This window comes from Pseudomonas sp. M30-35, assembly GCF_002163625.1.
Taxonomy (GTDB): domain Bacteria; phylum Pseudomonadota; class Gammaproteobacteria; order Pseudomonadales; family Pseudomonadaceae; genus Aquipseudomonas.
The window spans coordinates 4,681,726-4,703,883 of sequence record NZ_CP020892.1; the positions used below are offsets into that span (position 1 = coordinate 4,681,726).

Consider the following 22,158-nt stretch of genomic DNA (forward strand, 5'->3'; position numbering starts at 1 on the left):
CATCCTTTGTATCAGAGGGCGGGGGCAGACTCAGCCTGCAACGCCACCAACAAAGCCGCAGCATTAGCACCGCGACAGTTCACTACAATTTCAGCTCCTGCCGCGCGCGCTTGTTCGGCGACACGCTGACTGGGTACAAATAAGGTTAGCTTGCTTAATGCTGGCCATTGTTCGCCTGCCAGTTGCTGCAAGTGTTTAAACCCTTGACCACTGCTCACCAATACGCCGTTAAGCTGATTTGAGCACAGAGTCGCTTGCAGGGTTCCCGCAGGATATTGCGGCAGCTCACGACGATACAAGCCTAGATAATCCACCACTACACCCCGACGGCGCAAACTGTCGGCGAGCATTTCTCGACCCTCTTCGCCGCGAATGATCAAAACTCGGGGCGCATGGCCCGTGTTTAATGCTTGCTTGAGTCGAGGCAAGGCAAGCAGTGCTTCACTGTCATCACCCTGCTCTGGCCAGTGCGCAGCCAAACCATAATTAACCAAGATTTCGCCAGTCGCGGCGCCCACGCTAAACCAGGGTTGCGCGGAAGAAGGCTGAATCTGATTGCGCTCAAGTAGCTGTGTAGCCAAACGTGCAGCGGGTTTACTGACAACAATTACCGCGCAGTAACCCTCAAGCTTACGAAGGATTACCCGCTGCTCGGCGGTCTCATCCAGCGCGACGATATTCAGTAGTGGCAAACTGCAGCTGTAGACCCCGTGTGCGGCCAAGATAGCGGCCAGCGCCTCGCATTCATCCTGCGGGCGGGTCAGCAGCAAACGCCATTGACTCACGCGTGGCCTGCCTCACCATACACGGCTTCAAGAATGGCTTCGGCACCTTGCCCAAGCAAATCTTCAGCGACCGCTATACCGAGCGCTTCTGCTTCTGCCAATGGCGCACGACTCTGCGCGCTCAAGAGCAAGCCGCCGTCAGGTTGGCCGACCAAGCCACGCAACCAGAGCTGTTCACCCTCGATAATCGCATAACAGGCGATTGGCACCTGACAACCGCCATTCAGACGCTTGTTCAACGCCCGCTCAGCCGTGACGCGCACCGCCGTTTCGCGGTGATTCAATGGCTCAAGCAGCGCATGAATCTCAGCATCAGCGCTGCGGCACTCAATACCGACTGCGCCCTGCCCGCCGGCTGGCAAGCTGTCCTCAACACTGATGGAGTCGCGGATACGCTCACCGAAACCGAGGCGGATTAAACCCGCAGCGGCCAGAATAATTGCGTCGTACTCACCCGCATCGAGCTTAGCCAGACGCGTATTGACGTTGCCACGCAGGAAGTTGATGGTCAAATCAGGACGGCGCGCCAACAATTGCGCCTGACGTCGCAGGCTCGACGTACCGACAATACTGCCAGCCGGTAACGCAGCGAGGCTGTCAAAGGTGTTGGAGACGAAGGCATCCCGCGGGTCTTCTCGCTCACAGATGCAATACAAACCGAGGCCTTCAGGAAAGTCCATCGGCACGTCTTTCATCGAATGAACGGCGATATCCGCCTGGTTTTCCAGTAATGCGGTTTCCAGCTCTTTAACGAACAAACCCTTGCCGCCAATCTTAGCCAGCGGCGCATCCAGCAGCTTGTCGCCACGGCTAACCATTGGCACCAAACTGACTACCAAGCCTGGGTGAGCTTGTTCTAGACGAGCCTTTACGTGCTCGGCCTGCCACAAGGCTAAGGCACTTTTACGGGTCGCGATGCGAATTTCACGGGGCATGGGCAATTCCAGAATACGAACTGCCCCAGATAATAACAGGCTACGGCGTTACGAGCCTCCCGGCACTGATGCAGCAATACTTATGATTTGGCCGGACTAAAGACTGTTCATTAATTTGCGAACACCCGCGACATGCCGACGACTGACCACCAGCGCATCACCATCAAGCCCTTTGAGGAACAATTGGAAGTGGCCCAGCGGCGTACGCTGCAGACGCTCAATGCGTTCGCGCGCAACGAGTGCATTGCGGTGAATACGCACAAATCCGTCGCCGAACTCATCTTCAAGCGCCTTCAGCGGCTCATCCAGCAAGACTTCGCCATGTTCATGGCGCAGGGTCACGTATTTGTGATCGGCAATGAAATACACCACCTGATCCAAGGGGATCAGCTCGATGCCTTTGCGTGTGCGCGCACTGATATGGGTGCGCGGACCTCCACCCGTTTCGATCGCTGGCCGGGTCAGTGCCGCAAGTTGCACACGGTTGGGCCGCTCAGCCTTTTTCAAGGCTTCAGCAAGGTGTTCGCTGCGCACCGGCTTAACCAAATAGCCTACTGCGCTGACCTGAAATGCCTCCACGGCAAACTCATCGTGGGCAGTACAGAAAATCACCGCGGGCGGCGCTTCGCGTTCGCACAGTTTCGCTGCGACCTGTAATCCATCCAGGCCCGGCATGCGGATATCCAACAGCACAACATCAGGCTTCAGGCTGTCAATCAGGCTCAGTGCCTCCTCGCCATTGCTAGCAGCTGGCTCAAGGACACGGTAACCATCGAGTTCGCCAACCATTCGGCTTAGGCGCTCTCGAGCTAGGGGTTCGTCATCGACGATAAGAACATTCATATTGCTCTGGCTTCCTGCGTGAGTCTCGCACAAGGATAGCGTAGACGGGTGTAATGGCGGCCGTCACGGCGCTCCACGCTGAGACTGGCTTTAGACCCAAAAAGTGCCGCAAGACGTGCATCGATATTTTCCAAGGCGAGGTGAGTACCACGCGAAGGCGGCATGTCTTGCTCAACATAAGGATTACTCACAGTCAGTTGAAACACTCCTTCGAGGTAATGAGCCTCGACGCAAACCAAACCGCCCTGTACCAATGGCTGGATGCCATATATCAGGGCATTTTCCAGAAGTGGCTGCAGCGTCAGCTGAGGAATCGGCAAATCCTCAGGGACATCTGCAACCTCCCACTTCAACTGTAGACGCTCGCCAAGACGATAGTGTTCAATCGATAAATATCGTTGCGCCAGCGCCAACTCATCACTCCAGCTAACCAAGCTGCCGGGCTTGGCCAGACTGGCGCGAAACAAATCAGATAAATCCAGCACCGCCTGCTCTGCTTTATTCGGGTCGAGCACCACCAAGCTGGCAATACTGTTCAAGCTGTTGAACAAAAAATGTGGCCGGATACGCGCCTGCAACGACTCAATGCGCGCACGCAACTCTGCCTGCTCTTGTTTACGCCATTGGCTCTGCAGATAAAAATAGCGTAGCAGTAGTGCCGACATAATCATGCTGATTAATGCATGTCGCAGATAAAGATTGACCTCGCCAGCACGGGGCAATTGCCCGCCCAGGTCATAAAAGTCGGCGACCGCAGTACAAATCATGGTCAGCGCAACCACGATGGTGCAACAAAACAGCCCAGCCACTTCAGCCCGCCAACGCGCCATTAGTGGGCGCAAACGACACAACAGAGCCGCCGAGAGCAATACAATCCATTGCACGAATAACGACGTGAGCGCCAAGCGCACCCAGTTAAAGCCGGGCAACATAGGCTCAGCCAAGACCAACACCAGCACCAATAACTCAGCGAGCAGGACAATGCTCAGCAGGGCTTCCGGCTGGCAGAGCTCGGGGACGAAGAAATCATCAACCGGCGCGCGTTGTTCTTCTGTTTTAAATGGTTTATTTCGCATCAGCGCAGTTTCCGTGTGGCGCGAAGTCTCAGCAAGTGGGCAAGCTCTGTACGGTTGAAATAGTGCCGTGAACAACCGGGCAACCCTACAAATTGTGATGCGGGCGACATTGTCAGCAGCGGCTCGGCAAACCTATTGTCAAACCTCACCCGGCGATTTTGCGTGTGAGCCCTGTTATTATCGACCCAAGTATCCGTCACGCCGGTCGCGACCCGCTGTTTCAAGCTGCTTTCAGGCGCCCTCAAGTTGCCTGTTTAATCACTTTGAACATGTGTGGCTGCGTTCTGGCCGAACTAGCGCACCAGCCGAGCGAACTCATGAGCACTGAACAGACCAACCAATCCTGGGGCGGCCGCTTCAGCGAGCCAGTCGACGCCTTCGTCGCCCGTTTCACCGCCTCTGTCGAATTCGACAAGCGCCTTTACCGCCACGACATCATGGGCTCGATTGCCCACGCGACCATGCTCGCCAAAGTCGGTGTGCTCAGTGAAGCAGAGCGCGACACCATTATCGAGGGCCTGGGCAACGTTCAGCGCGAAATCGAAGCCGGCCAGTTCGACTGGAGTATCGAGCGCGAAGATGTGCACATGAACATCGAAGCCCGCCTCACCGACTTGATCGGTATCACCGGTAAAAAATTGCACACCGGGCGCAGCCGGAATGATCAGGTCGCAACCGACATTCGCCTGTGGCTACGCGATGAGATAGACATCATCCTCGGTGAAATCACGCGCCTGCAACAAGGCTTGCTTGAACAGGCACAACGCGAAGCCGAGACTATCATGCCGGGCTTCACTCACCTGCAAACAGCTCAGCCGGTAACCTTTGGCCACCATTTGCTGGCCTGGTTCGAAATGCTGTCGCGCGATTACGAACGCCTGGTTGACTGCCGTAAACGCACCAACCGCATGCCGCTGGGCTCGGCCGCACTGGCCGGTACTACTTACCCGATTCAGCGTGACATGACCGCCGAACTCCTCGGTTTTGATAGCGTCGGCGGTAACTCGCTGGACGGCGTGTCCGATCGCGATTTCGCCATCGAATTCTGCGCCGCGGCGAGTATTGCAATGATGCACCTGTCGCGCTTCTCGGAAGAGCTGGTGCTATGGACCAGTGCGCAGTTTCAATTTATTGAATTGCCGGATCGCTTCTGCACCGGCAGCTCGATCATGCCGCAAAAGAAAAACCCCGACGTACCTGAGCTGGTACGCGGCAAAACGGGTCGTGTATTTGGCGCTCTGACGGGGCTGCTGACCTTGATGAAAGGCCAACCTCTGGCTTACAACAAGGACAACCAAGAAGACAAAGAGCCACTGTTCGACGCCGCCGATACGCTGCGTGACAGCCTGCGTGCGTTTGCCGACATGATCCCGGCGATTAAGCCCAAGCATGCAATCATGCGTGAAGCTGCTTTACGTGGTTTCTCGACAGCGACCGACCTTGCAGACTATCTGGTGCGCAAAGGTCTGCCATTCCGTGATTGCCACGAGATTGTCGGTCACGCGGTGAAATTCGGTGTTGATAGCGGTAAAGATCTCGCCGAAATGACTCTGGAAGAGCTGCGCGTGTTCAGCGACCAAATCGACGCCGATGTATTTGACGTACTGACGCTTGAAGGCTCAGTCAACGCCCGTGATCACATTGGCGGCACCGCACCGGCGCAAGTCAGGGCAGCGGTCAAGCGCGGCGAGGCACTCCTGGCCAGCCGTTAATTGCGCGAGCCACAGGCGACTAGGTATTGCTTGTCGCCTGTGGCCGGCTTTGCAAGAACCCGCTAGGCGTTAGCCTGAGCGCGCGCCTTAATCATTGCCATGAACTCAGGCATGTTGGCTTCTTTGTCCGCCGCAATTTTCTGTACGTTGGCCTGCTTGTTCATCTGAGCAAGTAATTTGCCAGCCTCTGGAAAGTCAGCCAGCAGATCAATCTCCAATAGCTTCGCCGCGACCGCACAAGCCAGATCGAAGCTGTACAAGAAATACACATCCGCCAGTGTCATGCTGTCACCGGCAACATAGGGCGCAAATTTGCCGTGACGCTTCAGCGCGGCAACTCCCGCCAATAACTCTACCTTGCACTTTTCTTTCAGTGCCGGCGCAATCTGCATGCCGAAGAAGGCCTGTGGATAACCTAGTCGCGCTGGCAACTCGATATACAACTCAATCTCGCGCATCAACGCACGAACCTGTGCCCGCGCATAGGGTTCACTGGGTAACAACGACTTACCGCTGCCCGTCTCTTCGATATATTCGAGAATAACGCTGGTTTCACTCATGTAGCCCTGCTCAGTGCCCAGCGCAGGGACTTTGCCGCGTGGGCTGATCTTTAGGCTTTGCTCACTCTGATCAGGGTGAAACGGCACTTCTTCAAAAGCCATGCCCTTTTCCAGCAGGGCAAACTTGACCATGTTGTAGTAGTTACTAACGGCGAATCCATAAAGTTTCAGCATCACGGCAGGCTCCCAGATTGTCCAAGCTAGGGTTATAGACTTGCAAAGCAGCAACTGACCAGCCTTATCAGAGCAGTGAATAGCGAAAGCTTGTACAGACTGGCACACTGCAAACTCTACCTGCGGACGAGACTGAAATGAGCGATATCGAAAACAACGAAGACGAGACATTTGCTGAAGATCGATTGATCGAAGCAGTCGAAAATCAGATCGAGGCAGGTGAGCCCGCAGCAGCCCGAGCAACCTTGAATAAATTGACGCTGGTGGGCTATGACCGCGATGAGATATTGCAGTTGATGGCTCAAGTGCTGGCCTATGAAGTCAACAGCATGCTGGAAGCCGATCAGCCGTTTAATCTGCAACGTTATGAGTCAGGTTTACGCGCATTGCCAGAGTTGCCCGAGTAGGGTCTGCGTCACATGATTGTCGCCAGGTGACATGTGACCAATGCCAAGCACCGGCAATCACGCTAATGGAGGCCATAATCGAGTGAGCTACAGGCTAACCCTCGCAACGTTATGCCTACTATTGAGCCTCGGCCCGAACAGCGTGCAGGCGGAAACTTTTCGGATAGGCGCCGAAGACGATTGGTTTCCCTACACCGCACTGCGCAATGGCAAAATTCAGGGTATGTCAGTGGATATTGTTCGTGCGGCATTTGCCGCCAGCAATACCGATATCGAGTTAGTGCCTTACCCTTACTCACGCTGCATGGATACCGCGTTGCGCGGCGAGATAATGGCCTGCTTCAATACCTTGCCCAATAAGCAGATTGCCAGCGAATACCTCTTACCGAATTACCCACTGTTCAACGATGACATCCTGTTGTGGGCCAACAGTAAAACGGCTAGACCTGTGCTCAGCCTTGCTGAGTTAAGTTGGCAATCAGTTGCCGTCACCATTGGTTATGAATACGGCGCTCAGTTCGACCAAATGGCGGGCATCCAGCGCGTGCCTGTCAGGCGTGACCTCAACGGATTCATGATGCTACAGCGCGGCCGAGTCGACTATACCGCGGCGTATCGCGGAACCGTCAGGGCCTTGATTGCAGAGCGCCCAGAATTTAAAGATGCGTTCACTCCAGTCGCAACATTGATCCACGCCCAACTATTCCTGAGCTTCACCCGCAAAGACCCGCGCGCACCGGAACTCATCAGCCGTTTCGATAAGGGTATGCAGATCATTCACACAAACGGTACCTATCAGCAAATACTCGACCACTGGCATAATCATCTCGCAGCAGATTGAGCGAGCCTTAGCTACACTGATCCAACCTGAGCGTCGCCCAACAAAGGAGTCGATACAGAAGGTAGCGAGCGTACACAGTACAAGCCATACAGATAGCCTGGAGCTGAGCTAAAAAAGCATCTTGAGCATCTGTCATACACCGCGAAGACTGCCCCAAAAGTCTTGCGCAGTAGTTTTCAGCGGTTTCCTAAAATAATAGCTGGAGTACTTATGGCCTTTACCCCCGAACTTATTGCCGAACTCGAAATTCTCTCGATGTACAACCTGGGTAACACTAAAGAAGGGCTCAAAGTGCACCACACGGCATCGCCAGCAGCGATAGCAGCCGCTCAGCGCCTGCATGCCAAAGGTTTGATCTCGCTCGATGATGGCGGCTACCTGACCAGCCTTGGGTTAGATGCAGTCGAACATACGCAAGTGCTGCTAGGTATTCTCTCCGAGCCACAGCCTGCTTGAACACGGCACCCAGCAGGCGGACGTGCTCCGCCTGCCCCGCCTCGCTCATACCCCTCAGAACCTGTGCTGAAAAACCATAGCGCTAACGAAAGTATGGGTTAGACTGCCCGTCTGGACAGGGACATGACTAATAATAACAATGTCACATATTCGCAAGCCGCTTGGTAGCAGCTTCCTGATCTCAATTAGAGAGTCTTTCATCGCGCTCTTGCCGTTTATTTTGGCAAAGTCGTTTATTTTGCTGATCCTTGCCCTGGTTGTTGCCGCGCCCCTTGAGCACCCACCGATTATCCACGCAACACAATGGCTGACCGTATTCAGTGCCCAGCTTTCTTTGCTGTTTCCACTGCTCGCGCTTATTTCACTGTCATTCCACTTTGCTAAACACTTACAACTCTCGGCAGTGGTAGTGTGTTCCCTTGCCTTTAGCAGCTTACTTGCCCTGCATATACCGGCTCAAAGCGAAGGTCCGAATATTGCTTTTATCACGGACGTTCTCGGTGACCCTCGCGCCGTTATTCTACCCATTCTGGCGGCCTATTTACTGCGCCCGCTAATCGCAATAAAAGCCTGGCAACTGATTAAAGGCAAACTATTAAGCAGCTACTTGAAGCAGCACCTTAATAACTCCATACCGACCCTTATTTGTTTTATCTTGTTATTTATCGTCGGTTTATTACTGTCCGTGATTGCACACTGGATTGTCGACCCACTTATCGTCGTTTTTAACGCGGCTGACATGAGTGTGCAGCTGTTCATACGTACTTTGTTGACGCATGTCTTCTGGGTGATCGGTGTGCATGGCGACAATGCCTATTTATTGCTGACCGGGACACAAGGTGACGCACGCCTTCTTGCGCCCAACCTAACGACTGATCAATTTATAAACTTGTTTATTATTTTCGGGGGCAGCGGCGCCACGCTGTCGCTGGTCATTGCGATTTATATAGGCACGCAAGATGCTACGTCGCGACGCCTTGCCAAAATTGCGGCGCCGTTTGCGTTATTCAATATAAACGAGATGCTGATCTACGGTCTGCCAATCGTATTTAACCCGCGACTGCTGGTGCCATTTATTACCGTGCCGTTGCTCAACCTGTGCATTGCCTATACAGCAATATCAACGGGTTACTTTAGCTTCAACGGCCACTCCTTCCCGTGGATTACACCGCCTCTGCTGAATGCTTATATCGCGAGCGGAAGTATTACCACCGTCTTGCTTCAAGTGGGGTTAATTACCTTAGGTACCTGTATCTACTTACCTTTCGTCAAGCGGCTCTCAATTATCTACGAGCGCCATGACCTCGATAACGGGTTAGCTAAACGCGTGCAACTTAATGACGAGATCGGTCGCAGTATTGAGCAACAATATACGCAGAAACAGTCTGAATCCTTACGCGCTGAAATTGACTTAGAAAAAACCATCAAAGATGTGCTCGCTGGCGATCTACAGTTGCACTACCAACCCAAGCTATCGCTCGAAACCAATCAAGTCGTCGGTTTTGAGGCACTGCTGCGAATCACCGATGAAACCGGGGTACTCAAAGGTCCTTACTTTGTCGGTGCGTTCCAACGCGCGGGCTATTCACACATCATCGACCAGTTCGTCATCGACACCGTGGCCGAGGACATTGCCAACTGGGAACTGGAAGGTTTCACCCCAAAAGTCAGTATCAACCTTGACCCCAACAGCATGGCCGATCCACAGATGCTCAGCACGCTAATCGATCGCCTCGGGAGTTACGGCCCACGCATTGAAATTGAAATACTCGAGTCGGCATTTATGCTCGAACTCAACCGAGTTGAAAGCTGTATGGGGAAATTGAAAGACCTCGGCTTTAGCTTTTTACTGGATGATTTTGGCACCGGGTATTCCAGCCTCAGTTTACTGAGCCGGATTAACGTTGACAGCATTAAGCTCGACCGCAGCATTCTTGAAAATGCCAATGAGCATAAAGGCCGTATCCTCTACCGACAGACCTGTTATCTGTGCCGCAGCCTCGGCTTTAGCCTGATTGCCGAAGGCGTCGAAACACCTGAGCAAGCAGAGTTTGTGAAAGCCTCAGGCGTGCAATATGTACAAGGCTGGCTATACGCCAAAGCATTACCCGGCCCCGAAGCGAAAGCATTCGCACTTAACCGCGCCGCAAACCCTTAACTGAGAATAATCAACGCTGAGGCTTTCTTCAGAAAGCTTCAGCGCAGCCGATACAGGCTAAAATATCGCTTGCGAGCTTTTGCCAGTGATCGCAACCCTAAGCGCAGATTGACTACATGCCCGCTAATCAAGAAATCCGCCCTGACCTTGACGACGGCATTGACCGCAAGGCACTCGCACAGCTGCGTAAACGTTTCATTCAGATTAATCAGGGCCGTTTGTTGCGCGCCAATCAGGCGCTTTCAAGCCGGCAGCAGTTGGTGTTGAAACTGCTGCCACTGCTGCTCCATGTCAATCACCCCTTGCTGCCCGGCTATGTCTCCAGCACCACTCCGGCGGGCCTTTGCGGCTATGAACCCGAAGCTGATGTGCTCGCTAACGCGCAGCGCCTGACCCGCTCCTTCACCTACAAAGCACTGCGCGGCAAGCAACAAGCACCGCTGCAGGGTCTGTTTTTGATGGGCAGCCTCGGCACTCTGGCTCAGGCCGACCAAAGCGATATGGACTTGTGGCTCTGCCACGCTCCTGAACTCAGTGAACAAGCGCTGGGCGAACTGCGCAAAAAGTGCGCGCTACTTGAAAATTGGGCGACAACTCAAGGCAGCGAGGTGCATTTCTTTCTGGTCAACCCCAAGCGATTTCGCCTCGGCGAGCGCGACTCGCAATTAACCTCGGACGACTGCGGCACCACCCAACATTACTTGCTGCTCGACGAGTTTTATCGCACAGCCATCTGGCTCGGTGGTCGCACGCCCATGTGGTGGCTGGTGCCTGCATTCGAAGAGGCGCGCTACCAAAGCTATACCCAAACCCTGCTTGAGAAACGCTTTGTGCGCAGCGAAGAAGTGTTGGATCTGGGCAGTCTTGCGCACATTCCACCCGGCGAGTTCATTGGCGCGGGCATGTGGCAGTTATATAAGGGCATCAAGTCGCCCTACAAGTCGGTGCTAAAGCTGCTGCTGACTGAAATTTACGCCAGCGAACACCCCAAGGTTGAGTGTTTGTCGCTGCGTTTCAAGCATTCGGTATTCGCCAACAAACTAGAGCTTGATGAGCTTGACCCATACATCGTGGTTTACCGGCGTATTGAGGAGTACCTGCTCGCGCGTAATGAGCATCAGCGCCTTGAGTTGATTCGGCGCTGCGTGTATCTAAAAGCCAACAAGAAACTCAGCCGACCGCCACGCAATGGCGTCAAAAGCTGGCAGCGTTTGCTGCTTGAGCGCCTCAGTGATGAGTGGCAATGGGACCGGCGCAAGCTGGTACTACTCGACAGTCGCAGCCAGTGGAAGGTACGTCAGGTCAATACAGAGCGGCACATGCTGGTCAATGAACTGACCTACAGTTATCGCTTCCTTGTGCAATTCAGCCGCAATCTGCGTGGCAACAGCACTGTAAGCCAACAGGATCTGGCCATTCTTGGCCGACGCCTGTATGCCGCATTCGAGCGCAAGGCAGCTAAAGTCGAGTTTATCAACCCCGGTATCGCCCCCGATCTCGGAGAAGACACTATTACCCTCGTGCATTCGCCCAGCCCCGAGGCGCCCAACGAACAACAATGGGCCTTGTTTAGCGGCAGCTTAGGCGCGCAGAGCTGGCCGAATTTTGCCCCCATCAAGCGCACTCGGGAATTGGTTGAGCTGCTGGCGTGGAGCCATCTCAACGGGATCATCGACAGTGGCACGCGGATATCCTTACATCCAGGCGACACTGATCTGACTGAGTTCGAACTGTCCAATCTACTGCTCAGTTTGCGCCAATCCATAAGCCTGCCACTCCCACCGGTTGGCGAAGCCGCGCTGCGTAAAAACAGTCATCCAAGCACGGTTTTGCTGCTGGTAAATGCAGGCATCGACCCACTCAAACAGCACAGCCAAATGAATGTGCACATGACCACCGAGCACATTGATGCGCTGGGGTATTCAGGCGTGCGGGAAAACCTGGTGCAGAGCATCGACCAGGTCAGTCTGAATAGCTGGAACGAGCTGAGTGTTCAACGTTATAGCGGCCCAACAGCGTTAATCGACTGCCTGCGCGACTACCTCAACCGTCTACCCCGAAATGCAGCGCCGCCGACCTTACAAGTACGCTGCTATTGCCGCAACAGAGCGATGACTATCGCCGAGCGCGTGGAAGAGTTATTCACCCAGGTTCAAAGTACTCACGCCATAGCGCTGCCCCAGCGCTACATCGTACAAACCAAGCAGCTGTTTCACGTACTTGAGTTGGGTTCGGCCCCGGTTCACCACAGCACCCTGAACAGCATGACCGAACTGGTCGAGCATCTGGGCAGCGCGCAGAGCCAGACCAGTGCATTGCATGTTGACCGGAGTGCATTGCAGAACGACGACCTGAGCCTGATTTTGCCCGCCGCCAACGCAAATTGTATTCAAGTGTTTTACCGCATCGTTGGCAATGGCGCAGAGGCTGAACTGAGCATTCTTGATGAGCACAATGCACTGTGGCGCCAGCGCCTTTCGTTTACCGACGAACACTGCCTGCTGACCCCAATTCAACGCTTTTTGCAGTCACTGCTGTATCGGCGCAATGCTCTGCTGGCCATGCCTGAGCGACAGCAAGCGCTGCCCGAAATTGCTTACTATCAAGTTCTCCCAGATGCACCCAGCACGGCCAAATCCATAATCCAGTGCGAAGCACCGCAATCACCGATCAACCATCCGTTTTACGACGTGCAGGCGATTATCAGTCCAGCAGGCGGCAAGCGCGTGCGGGTGACGCTTTACTGCAACCATCAAGAGTTTTCGCAACTGCAATATGCAGGCGACTTATACGCGGCAGTGGCTCAACACATTCTGGCTCAGCGGCGCGGCGGCGAGCGTTATCCGTGCTACATCACTGATGTTGATTTGTCTGCGGTTGTATCTGAAGAAAAGATCCAGACCCTGCACTATTTGCGCTACAAAACCACGCTGGAGGCGGCCTTGAATATGGCCCTGCAAAATGCCTGAGTGACCCGCAAATACTTGAAGCACAATCTAAGCAAAGCTAAGGAACCGAGGCTCTGTGCATAAGCCCCGGGATTCACTGGCGTATCAAACAGGCGTTTAGCGAGAGTATTCGCCAGCAGCTTCCGGCTGATACTCAACCGCCAGTAAAGTCAGCTTGAGTACTTTGCCGTTAGGGCTGGTCCAGTCAATGTGCTGGCCAACGCTCAGGCCCAGCAAGGCGCTGCCGACTGGCGCAAGAATCGAAACCTTGCCTTCACCACCCGCATCCTGCGGATACACCAATGTCAGGTGGTAATCCTTGCCACTGCTTTCTTCACGGCAGTGCACACGCGAGTTCATGGTCACTAAACCGGCGGGCACTTCGTCGTGACCGATAACATCTGCACGGTCAAGTTCAGCCTGCAACGCGACAGCACCTGGGCCAAAGTCGTCAAGGTCGTCGAGCAAGCGTTCAAGCCGCTGCATGTCGAGGCGGGTAATGGTGATTGTCGGTGCGCTGCTCATGGTGAACGCAGATCTCCTTGAAATACGGATCGTGGGTAAATCGTTTAAAACGAAGGCTAAAAAAGCAAAAACCCCGCCAGAAAGACGGGGTTTTTAACAAGTGCTGAAGCTGAACGTACCACAGCCAATTAAATAAACAAGACCACTGGGTCAGGTATTACCTTGCAACAGACGTTGGCTGGCGCGCTGGCAAATTGCCAAACGCTGCGCTGTATCAGACTCACTCCACGCACGAATCTCGTTCAAGGTGCGGCCACAGCCGACACAGGTATCGTCATCATCCAGACAGCAACGGCGCTGACAAGGTGACTCCACCGGCTCTGCAGCTAGTTGCGAGATGCCTTGTTGTGTCTCAGAGCTCGTCGAATTCAAGGTCTGCACCTGATTGTTCCTGGGTGATGCGCACGAGCATCTCGCCGAGCAGTTCGTCACTGGTATCGCAAATCCAGCGTTCGCTGGACTGATCGTAATCGAAGTGGAAACCACCCGACTTAGCCGCTACCCACAACTGCCGAATAGGTTCCTGACGGCTCAAAATCAGCTGGCTGCCATTCTCAAAGCGCACAGTCAGCACGCCAGCTGAGTTTTCCAGATCAATGTCCAAGTCGCTGTCATCAAAAATATCTTCTATCGCTTGCTGCGTAGCATCTACCAGATCGTGAAAGCGGGCTTCGGTCAAACTCATTGCAAATTACCTCAGAAAATTCAGAGCGTGCAGAACGGTTGGGGAAGTCGATGGTAAGGAATTCGACGTAAACGTGCGTCCTGCATGTCGAAACGGCTTCGCTGAATCTGGCGCTGTAATCATATAAGACATCCAAGTGTACGGTGTGTTGAGCCTGTTTTGTATGCTTGTCAGCAATGCTGGCGTTTTAGTCCAATGAAAATGAGAGAGAGGCGCGATACTCATGCGGACTTTGCCCAGTCCAGCGACGAAACGCTCGGGCCAACGAACCGGCTTCACTGAAACCAACAAGGTAGGCGATTTCGCCCAACCCCAGCTCCGGGTCTGCCAAGTACTGCAGCACCATGTGCTTGCGGGTCTGTTCCAGCAGTTGATTAAACGACAGGCCTGCATCATTCAACCGGCGCTGCAAAGTGCGCGGACTCATGGCCATCTGCTCGGCAATCTGCGCCAACTCTGGCGTGCCTTGTGACAACTGCTGAACCAGCAGCAGGCGCGCCTGATCAAGCACGCTATTGCCTTGCTTGATTTCTGTCAGCAAGCGATCAGCGTATGCGTCAAACATGCTGCGCACCTGAACATCTGCTTGGCTCAACGGGGTGTTGAGCAAGCGTTTGGGGAATACCAGCGCGTTGTCTGCCTGTTCAAACAGAACCGGACATCGGAAAATTCGTTGATGCTCACGGGTATCAGCTGGCGCACGGTGCTGAAATCGCACCTCGGTGGGAGGTATCTGCAAACCGCTAATCCAGTGACCAAAGGTCATCCAACCGGCCAGTGTTTCCTCGCTCAATTGCCGGGACGGCTGCAACAACGGCTGCCAGCTGTGCGCAACTTGCGCCTCGACACCGGCACGGGGCGGCTCATCGGCTAGATCAACATGACCGAGATTACCCACCAGTGAGGCGTAACGCGCTTGCCGATGCAATGCATCAGCTAAAGTCGCACAGCTCATGATCAAATAGCCCAGTACGCCGTAGTAGCCGGGCCGAACCGACTCACCAACATGCAGGCCCAGGCATTCATCGCCACTGGTGCTAACCCCCAACTCAAGCAGTTGGACGTACAGCTGGGCATCGATGCGCTGGTCGCGTTGACTCAGTATCTGCGGGTTCAGCTTGAGCTGCACAAGCAACTTATCCACAGGCTGACCTTGGCGTTCAAGGTAGTCGAGCAGCCCCTGTAAATAGGCGACAGAGACCGAACTGGTGAGCGCTGCAAGGTTATCCATCACGACTCCTGTGGCTGAACAATTGCCATTCTAGGCTGGCTTGCCCGTACTTGACCAAACGTAAGCAGGCTCGGCGCTCCAAGCCAGACGCCCTCTTCATACTGGCATTCTTAGCGCATAGGCAAGCCGCCGGGGGGCCGGTATACTCCTGCTCAATAGTGTTTTTTATCAAGGATTTCCACATGAAGCGGCTGCTTACTGCCCTTATCGCGATCGTCGCTGTCAGTTCTGTGCTTTCAGGTTGTGGCCAAAAAGGCCCACTTTACCTGCCGGACGAAACACAAGAACCTGCAGCACAAACCGAATAAGGACACTTTATGAACGCCTTCAACTACCGCGACGGCGAGCTGTTCGCGGAAGGCGTGGCGCTGTCCGCCATTGCCGAACGGTTCGGTACGCCGACCTACGTTTACTCGCGTGCGCACATTGAAGCGCAGTACAAGGCCTATGCCGATGCATTGCAGGGCATGGAGCACTTGGTTTGCTTCGCGGTCAAAGCCAACTCCAACTTGGGCGTACTCAATGTACTGGCGCGCCTGGGCTCAGGCTTCGACATTGTTTCACGCGGCGAACTTGAACGTGTTTTGGCAGCAGGCGGTAGCGCCAACAAAATCGTCTTCTCAGGCGTCGGCAAAACCCGTGAGGACATGCACCGCGCGTTAAGCGTTGGCGTGCATTGCTTTAACGTTGAGTCCATCGACGAGTTGGAGCGCTTGCAGGAAGTCGCCGCGCAGATGAACGTCAGGGCGCCAATTTCATTGCGCGTGAACCCGGACGTTGATGCCGGCACTCACCCTTACATCTCCACCGGTCTGAAAGAAAACAAGTTCGGTATCGCCATCGCTGACGCCGAAAGCGTGTATGCCCGCGCCGCCGAACTACCAAACCTGAAGATCGTGGGTGTCGATTGCCACATCGGCTCACAGTTGACCACGTTACCGCCGTTCCTCGACGCACTGGATCGCCTGCTGGTTCTGGTTGATCGTCTGGCTGAACGCGGCATCGCACTCAAGCATCTGGATCTCGGTGGCGGCCTCGGTGTGCAATACCGTGACGAAGAGCCGCCACTGGCTGGCGACTACATCAAAGCCGTGCGTGAACGCATTGCCGGGCGTGATCTGGCCCTGGTTTTCGAGCCGGGCCGCTCGATTGTCGCCAACGCAGGCGTATTGCTTACGCAGGTCGAATACCTCAAGCATACCGAGCACAAAGACTTCGCCATCGTCGATGCGGCAATGAATGACCTGATTCGTCCAGCGCTTTATCAAGCGTGGATGGATGTTATCGCGGTTAAGCCGCGCGAAGGCCTGACCCGCAACTACGACATCGTCGGGCCGATCTGCGAGACCGGTGATTTCCTCGCCAAGGATCGCCAACTGAATCTGGCTGAGGGAGACTTGCTGGCTGTTTGTTCCGCTGGCGCCTATGGCTTCGTGATGAGTTCCAACTACAACACTCGCGGTCGCGCCGCTGAGGTGATGGTGGATCATCAGCGCGCCGTTGAAGTGCGTGCCCGCGAGACATACAGCGAACTCTATGCGGGCGAAAGCCGTCTGCCGGAGTAACCCCATGTTATTGCGCTTTACCAAAATGCACGGCCTCGGCAATGACTTCATGGTCCTCGACCTGGTCAGCCAGCACGCGCACATTCAGCCTAAAAATGCCAAGCAGTGGGGCGACCGCTTCACTGGCGTCGGCTTCGATCAGCTGTTGCTGGTTGAGCCTCCGAGCAATCCGGATGTTGATTTCCGCTATCGCATCTTCAACTCAGACGGCAGCGAAGTTGAGCAATGCGGTAACGGTGCACGCTGCTTTGCGCGCTTTGTACTGGACAAACGACTGACCGCTAAAAGGCAAATTCGGGTCGAGACCAAAAGCGGTATCATCGAGCTCAACGTGCGCAACGATGGCCAAATCACTGTCGACATGGGCCCGCCGCGTCTAGCGCCAGAGCAGATTCCGTTTCAAGCTGACGCGCAAGCGCTTAGCTATCGGGTTGAGGTCGACGATGAAACGGTTGAACTCGCCGCCGTATCCATGGGCAACCCCCATGCGGTGTTGCGTGTGGATAACGTCGAAACCGCTGCGGTTCACGGTTTGGGCCCTAAACTTGAGCACCACCCGCGCTTTCCACAGAAGGTTAACGTTGGCTTCCTCCAGGTGATTGATCGCCAGCGCGCTAAATTGCGTGTGTGGGAGCGTGGCGCAGGTGAAACCCAAGCCTGCGGCACCGGCGCTTGCGCCGCTGCAGTAGCTGCAATCAGCCAAGGCTGGATGGATTCGCCGGTGCAACTAGAACTGCTAGGTGGCAAACTCTTAATTGAATGGGCAGGCCCCGGCCAGCCCGTTATGATGACCGGGCCCGCCGTACGTGTTTACGAAGGACAAGTTCGCTTATGAGTGACCAGCAGGATTCACCAAAAACCCTCGATTCAGCCACCGTGGCCGCATACTTGCGCCTGCACCCGGAGTTTTTCATCGACCACGATGACTTGATTCCAGAGCTGCGCATTCCGCACCAACGTGGCGACACGGTCTCTTTGGTCGAGCGTCAGGTAAACCTGCTACGCGAGCGCAATATCGACATGCGTCATCGCTTGTCGCAACTCATGGATGTGGCACGCGACAACGACCGGCTGTTCGAGAAAACTCGCCGCTTGGTCCTTGATATGCTCGACGCCGCCAGCCTTGAAGAAGTCGTCAGCTGTGTTGAAGACAGTTTGCGCAGTGAGTTTCAGGTGCCTTTCGTCAGCCTTATCCTGTTCAGCGAAAATCCCCTGCCGGTCGGCCGCTCGATGAGCAGCACTGAAGCACATCAAGCTATTGGTGGCTTGCTGGCAGGCGGCAAAACCATTTGCGGCGTATTGCGTGAACACGAGTTGGCATTCTTGTTCGGCAAGAGTGAAGCGGGAAATGTCGGCTCGGCGGCGGTGGTTTCAATCACTCATCAGGGCACCCATGGCGTCTTGGCCATTGGCAGCACCGATCCGCAGCACTACAAAAGCTCGCTGGGGACCTTATTCCTCGGCTACATCGCTGAAGTGCTAGCACGTGTACTGCCCCGTTTTGCGACCCCGCTTCGCTCGGTTCGCTAAGGCTACATAGGTGGCTGCGACGTCAGCCCAGAAGTTGTTAGCCATCCAGCGCAAGCGGCGCCTCAGGAGTCACCATGCAAGCTCGCATCGACGCCTACCTCGAACACCTGCGCAGTGAGCGCCAAGTCTCCGCGCATACGCTGGATGGCTACAGCCGCGACCTGAGCAAGTTGCTGAGTTTCTGTCAGCGTGAACAATTGGCTGATTGGAGCCAACTCGACACCTCGCGCTTGCGCCGACTGGTCGCTCATCTGCATATGCAAGGTCAGTCCAGTCGCAGCTTAGCGCGCCTGCTTTCGGCAACGCGTGGGCTGTACCGTTATCTGATTCGCGAAGGCCACTGCCAGCACGACCCCGCCAGTGGCTTGATGCCGCCCAAAGGTGAGCGCCGCCTCCCCAAGACGCTGGATGCCGACCGTACTGGGCAATTGCTCGACGGCGCAGTCGAGGACGACTTTATCGCCCTGCGCGACCAAGCCATGCTCGAATTGTTTTACTCCTCCGGCCTGCGCTTGTCCGAGTTGGTCAGCCTCAACCTGGACGGTCTCGATTTAGCCGCAGGGTTAGTCCGCGTGCAGGGTAAAGGCAATAAAACCCGCGAACTGCCAGTGGGGCGCATGGCCCGCAAAGCGCTGGAAAACTGGCTGCCAATGCGGGCATTAAGCGCACCGGCGGATGGCGCGGTGTTCGTCAGCCAGAAAGGCAAGCGTATTGGCGCCCGCGCCGTACAATTGCGGGTACGCCAGGCTGGGGTTCGTGAGCTTGGGCAGAACCTGCATCCGCACATGCTCAGGCATTCGTTTGCCAGCCACATGCTGGAGTCGTCGCAAGACCTGCGCGCGGTACAAGAGCTACTTGGACACGCCGATATTGCCACGACGCAAATCTATACCCACCTGGACTTCCAACACCTGGCCACGGTGTATGACAGCGCCCATCCACGGGCCAAACGCAAAGGCAGCAGTGAATGACCATCAAGCTAATCACTTTTGACCTCGACGACACCTTGTGGGATGTCACTCCGGTGATGCAAGACGCCGAGGCCGCGCTGCGTAACTGGCTGACCATGTATGCACCCAAGTTAGGTGCCGTGCCAGTTGAACATCTGTGGCAGATTCGCAATCAGCTGCTGGAGCAAGAGCCAACCCTTAAACACCGTCTGAGCGAGCTGCGTCGGCGTATTCTGCGCAATGCCTTGCAAGGTGCGGGTTATGTCGAGAAAGAAGCTTCAGCGCTGGCTGAGGCCGGATTTCAAGTGTTTTTGGCCGCCCGCCATCAAGTTGAACTGTTTGCCGAGGTACATCCAACCCTTGAGGCACTGGCCGCTCAGTTCCAGCTCGGAGTGATCACCAATGGCAATGCCGATGTTCGACGCTTGGGTTTGGCCGATTATTTTCAATTTGCCTTGTGCGCTGAAGACTTAGGGATTGGCAAGCCAGACCCTAAACCCTTTCAAGAAGCGCTTAGGCACGCGAATGTCAGCGCAGAGTTCGCGGTACATATCGGCGACCACCCGTGCGACGATATCGCTGGCGCACAAGCCGCTGGCATGCGCGCCATCTGGTTCAACCCACTAAATCGAACCTGGCCCGACCAAGCCCCACCAGACGGCGAAGTCAGCAGTTTGGCGCAATTACCCAAACTCCTGAGCAGTTGGTTGACCGGCTAAGGTCGGCATCTGTGGATTGACCAATCATCAGCTACAAAAAAACCTGCTCTAAGCAGGTTTTTTTGATTAAGCGAGCACTCAAATAGGGCGGCTGCCGTATTTGCTGTCCGGCTTTTTCGGCGGGTCAGAAACCACGTTAGGTTCGACCTCTTGCACTTTACCGCCACGTGCCAGGAACTCCTCCATGGCCTGGGCCAGTGAGTCACGATCCTTTTGCTTGGCTTCAACGCTTGGCAAATCTTCCGGGTCTACCGCAGCTTTAGCTTTTTTGCTTTTGCTTTTGCCGGAAGGCGCGGCAATGTCGTCATCGCTATCGTCATCAATACTTGGGTCACCATCGTCAGACGCAGCAAGATCCTCACCATCGTCCTCGTCAGTCCCATCCAACTCTTCTTGTTCGAGATCTTCGTCGCTCATGTTTAGCCTCATGAAATGCGAAAGCAGATTAGTTATAGCCCAGCTGCGTAAATTTCGTACACCGCCAGCAAAAATTCAAATGCCCTTGCCTGACAAAAGTCGCTTGAGACGTCCTCTGCCAGTTCGCTCGGGCGGGCATCAGTCACTGCAAAAAGACTGAGCCCAACGGCGCGCATTCTAGCGCGCCTCCAGAAAAAACAAAGTAAAAGTAGCAGCTATCGTTTATTTAACAACGTTGCTTGCCACCCGAGACTCAAACGCAAAAAAACCCAGCTGCGCAATTTACTCAAGGTAAATCCGCTTGCTGGGCTGTGGTGTTGCTGATGGAGCATGCGCCGTTATTATTCAACCAGCGTTGACGCTAAAATCTTCCAGCGAATTATGACTTGGTGAATTCTGGATAAGCTTCCATACCGCACTCGGCAATATCCACACCTTCGTATTCTTCTTCTTCGCTAACCCGCAGGCCAATAACCGCTTTGATGATTGCCCAAACGATCAGGCTGGCGATGAATACCCAAGCGAAGATCGAAGCAATACCCAGCAACTGAGCGCCCAAGGTTGCGTCAGGGTTGGTCAGGCAAACAGCCAGCAGCCCCCAAATACCGCATACGCCGTGTACCGAAATAGCACCCACTGGATCATCGAGCTTGAGCTTATCGAGGCTGATAATGGCGAACACCACCAATACACCGCCAACAGCGCCGATCATCGTGGCTTGCAGGGCGCCAGGGGTCAGTGGTTCAGCGGTGATCGCAACCAGACCAGCCAACGCACCGTTAAGGGCCATGGTCAGGTCAGCTTTGCCGAACAGGATGCGTGCCACCAACAGCGCTGCAATCAAACCACCCGCAGCGGCCATGTTGGTGTTAACAAACACCTGAGCAACAGCGTTGGCATCTTCAATGGTGCTCATCTTCAACTGCGAACCGCCGTTGAAACCAAACCAGCCCATCCACAGGATGAATGTACCCAGCGTGGCCATTGGCAAGTTAGCACCCGGAATCGGGTTAATCTGGCCGTTAGCGCCATATTTACCTTTACGTGCACCCAGCAGCAGAACACCTGCCAGAGCCGCAGCAGCGCCCGCCATGTGCACCACGCCAGAACCTGCGAAGTCGAGGAAGCCTGCAGAGTTAAGGAAGCCTGCACCCCATTTCCAGAAACCTTGTACTGGGTAGATGAAACCAGTCATCACTACCGCGAAGGCTAGAAACGCCCAGAGCTTCATACGCTCAGCAACCGCACCGGAAACGATCGACATACAAGTGGCAGCGAACACCACCTGAAAGAAGAAGTCCGAACGCAATGAGTAGTACGGCGCATCATCGCCACCCGCCAAAACGGCTTCAGCGCTGTGCTCGCTACCAATCAAAAAGCCGAGACTTGGCAGAATGCCGCCTTCAGGGCTGGAATACATGATGTGGTAACCAATGAGCAGATACATGACGCTGGCGACCGCATACAACGCGATGTTCTTGGTCAAAATCTCGGTGGTGTTCTTGGCGCGTACCAGACCGGATTCGAGCATGGCGAAACCCGCCGCCATCCACATCACCAATGCGCCGCATATCAAGAAGTAGAAGGTGTCAAAACCGTACGTCAATGCTGTCAATGCTGTGTTGTCCATATGTCACCTCG

At 54.8% G+C, this 22,158-nt stretch carries 23 protein-coding genes; 12 read left to right on the top strand and 11 right to left on the bottom strand.

Annotation, left to right across the window (positions count from 1 at the left end; all coding sequences use genetic code 11):
- Positions 1-11: 11 nt before the first annotated feature.
- From B9K09_RS21410 to B9K09_RS21425, 4 genes are all read right to left on the bottom strand, one after another.
- Positions 12-785 (bottom strand): uroporphyrinogen-III synthase, encoded by a 774-nt coding sequence (locus B9K09_RS21410; protein ID WP_087518707.1) that lies wholly within the window; start codon positions 783-785, stop codon positions 12-14.
- Positions 782-1,720 (bottom strand): hydroxymethylbilane synthase, encoded by a 939-nt coding sequence (hemC, locus tag B9K09_RS21415; protein WP_087518708.1) that lies wholly within the window; start codon positions 1,718-1,720, stop codon positions 782-784. Before hemC ends, B9K09_RS21410 begins: the two co-directional genes overlap by 4 nt.
- A 96-nt stretch (positions 1,721-1,816) precedes the next feature.
- The gene (locus B9K09_RS21420; protein ID WP_087518709.1) at positions 1,817-2,563 is read right to left on the bottom strand and encodes a LytTR family DNA-binding domain-containing protein; all 747 of its coding nucleotides are present in this window, start codon (positions 2,561-2,563) and stop codon (positions 1,817-1,819) included.
- The gene (locus B9K09_RS21425) at positions 2,560-3,639 is read right to left on the bottom strand and encodes a sensor histidine kinase (RefSeq protein WP_087518710.1); all 1,080 of its coding nucleotides are present in this window, start codon (positions 3,637-3,639) and stop codon (positions 2,560-2,562) included. The genes B9K09_RS21420 and B9K09_RS21425 overlap by 4 nt, the downstream gene beginning before the upstream one ends.
- A 317-nt stretch (positions 3,640-3,956) precedes the next feature.
- On the opposite strand from B9K09_RS21425, the gene argH reads away from it, so the two are divergent.
- Positions 3,957-5,351, top strand: a complete 1,395-nt coding sequence (argH, locus tag B9K09_RS21430; RefSeq protein ID WP_087519233.1) for an argininosuccinate lyase — start codon at positions 3,957-3,959, stop codon at positions 5,349-5,351.
- A 62-nt stretch (positions 5,352-5,413) separates the two neighbouring features.
- Here argH and B9K09_RS21435 read toward each other — a convergent pair whose 3' ends face one another.
- The gene (locus B9K09_RS21435) at positions 5,414-6,085 is read right to left on the bottom strand and encodes a glutathione S-transferase family protein (RefSeq protein ID WP_087518711.1); all 672 of its coding nucleotides are present in this window, start codon (positions 6,083-6,085) and stop codon (positions 5,414-5,416) included.
- 137 nt (positions 6,086-6,222) lie between these two features.
- Here B9K09_RS21435 and B9K09_RS21440 point away from each other — a divergent pair, with 137 nt between their 5' ends.
- The 5 genes from B9K09_RS21440 to B9K09_RS21460 all read left to right on the top strand — a co-directional run bounded on the left by B9K09_RS21440 (position 6,223) and on the right by B9K09_RS21460 (position 12,916).
- Entirely contained in the window at positions 6,223-6,492 is a 270-nt protein-coding gene (locus tag B9K09_RS21440) for a hypothetical protein (protein WP_087518712.1), read from the top strand.
- Between the two features lie 82 nt (positions 6,493-6,574).
- On the top strand, positions 6,575-7,333 hold the full coding sequence (locus B9K09_RS21445; RefSeq protein WP_256574146.1) for an ABC transporter substrate-binding protein: 759 nt from the start codon (positions 6,575-6,577) through the stop codon (positions 7,331-7,333).
- Between the two features lie 210 nt (positions 7,334-7,543).
- Positions 7,544-7,789, top strand: coding sequence for a TIGR02647 family protein (locus B9K09_RS21450; protein ID WP_087518713.1), 246 nt, complete (start codon positions 7,544-7,546; stop codon positions 7,787-7,789).
- 139 nt (positions 7,790-7,928) lie between these two features.
- Positions 7,929-9,947, top strand: coding sequence for an EAL domain-containing protein (locus tag B9K09_RS21455; protein ID WP_087518714.1), 2,019 nt, complete (start codon positions 7,929-7,931; stop codon positions 9,945-9,947).
- Between the two features lie 116 nt (positions 9,948-10,063).
- The gene (locus B9K09_RS21460) at positions 10,064-12,916 is read left to right on the top strand and encodes a class I adenylate cyclase (protein ID WP_087518715.1); all 2,853 of its coding nucleotides are present in this window, start codon (positions 10,064-10,066) and stop codon (positions 12,914-12,916) included.
- 96 nt (positions 12,917-13,012) lie between these two features.
- On the opposite strand, the gene rnk is transcribed toward B9K09_RS21460, so the two are convergent.
- From rnk to B9K09_RS21480, 4 genes are all read right to left on the bottom strand, one after another.
- Complete coding sequence (gene rnk, locus B9K09_RS21465; RefSeq protein WP_087518716.1) at positions 13,013-13,420, bottom strand: nucleoside diphosphate kinase regulator; 408 nt, start codon at positions 13,418-13,420, stop codon at positions 13,013-13,015.
- Positions 13,421-13,570: 150 nt separating this feature from the next.
- The gene (locus B9K09_RS21470) at positions 13,571-13,792 is read right to left on the bottom strand and encodes a DUF1289 domain-containing protein (protein WP_371917424.1); all 222 of its coding nucleotides are present in this window, start codon (positions 13,790-13,792) and stop codon (positions 13,571-13,573) included.
- Positions 13,773-14,105 carry an iron donor protein CyaY gene (gene cyaY, locus B9K09_RS21475; RefSeq protein WP_087518717.1) on the bottom strand — a complete coding sequence of 111 codons (333 nt, stop codon included), beginning with the start codon at positions 14,103-14,105 and terminating at the stop codon, positions 13,773-13,775. The genes B9K09_RS21470 and cyaY overlap by 20 nt, the downstream gene beginning before the upstream one ends.
- 187 nt (positions 14,106-14,292) lie before the next feature.
- Entirely contained in the window at positions 14,293-15,336 is a 1,044-nt protein-coding gene (locus B9K09_RS21480; protein ID WP_087518718.1) for an AraC family transcriptional regulator, read from the bottom strand.
- Positions 15,337-15,518: 182 nt separating this feature from the next.
- Here B9K09_RS21480 and B9K09_RS21490 point away from each other — a divergent pair, with 182 nt between their 5' ends.
- The 6 genes from B9K09_RS21490 to B9K09_RS21515 all read left to right on the top strand — a co-directional run bounded on the left by B9K09_RS21490 (position 15,519) and on the right by B9K09_RS21515 (position 20,100).
- Positions 15,519-15,644 carry a lipoprotein gene (locus B9K09_RS21490; RefSeq protein WP_010489282.1) on the top strand — a complete coding sequence of 42 codons (126 nt, stop codon included), beginning with the start codon at positions 15,519-15,521 and terminating at the stop codon, positions 15,642-15,644.
- 9 nt (positions 15,645-15,653) lie between these two features.
- Positions 15,654-16,901, top strand: coding sequence for a diaminopimelate decarboxylase (gene lysA / locus B9K09_RS21495; RefSeq protein WP_087518720.1), 1,248 nt, complete (start codon positions 15,654-15,656; stop codon positions 16,899-16,901).
- A gap of 4 nt (positions 16,902-16,905) precedes the next feature.
- The gene (gene dapF / locus B9K09_RS21500) at positions 16,906-17,736 is read left to right on the top strand and encodes a diaminopimelate epimerase (RefSeq protein ID WP_087518721.1); all 831 of its coding nucleotides are present in this window, start codon (positions 16,906-16,908) and stop codon (positions 17,734-17,736) included.
- Positions 17,733-18,431, top strand: a complete 699-nt coding sequence (locus tag B9K09_RS21505; RefSeq protein ID WP_087518722.1) for a DUF484 family protein — start codon at positions 17,733-17,735, stop codon at positions 18,429-18,431. Before dapF ends, B9K09_RS21505 begins: the two co-directional genes overlap by 4 nt.
- Before the next feature lie 74 nt (positions 18,432-18,505).
- Complete coding sequence (gene xerC, locus B9K09_RS21510; RefSeq protein ID WP_087518723.1) at positions 18,506-19,402, top strand: tyrosine recombinase XerC; 897 nt, start codon at positions 18,506-18,508, stop codon at positions 19,400-19,402.
- On the top strand, positions 19,399-20,100 hold the full coding sequence (locus B9K09_RS21515) for an HAD family hydrolase (RefSeq protein WP_087518724.1): 702 nt from the start codon (positions 19,399-19,401) through the stop codon (positions 20,098-20,100). The genes xerC and B9K09_RS21515 overlap by 4 nt, the downstream gene beginning before the upstream one ends.
- A gap of 78 nt (positions 20,101-20,178) precedes the next feature.
- Here B9K09_RS21515 and sutA read toward each other — a convergent pair whose 3' ends face one another.
- Both sutA and B9K09_RS21525 read right to left on the bottom strand, forming a co-directional pair.
- Positions 20,179-20,517, bottom strand: a complete 339-nt coding sequence (gene sutA, locus B9K09_RS21520; protein WP_087518725.1) for a transcriptional regulator SutA — start codon at positions 20,515-20,517, stop codon at positions 20,179-20,181.
- A gap of 379 nt (positions 20,518-20,896) precedes the next feature.
- On the bottom strand, positions 20,897-22,147 hold the full coding sequence (locus B9K09_RS21525) for an ammonium transporter (protein ID WP_087518726.1): 1,251 nt from the start codon (positions 22,145-22,147) through the stop codon (positions 20,897-20,899).
- Between the last annotated feature and the right edge of the window lie 11 nt (positions 22,148-22,158).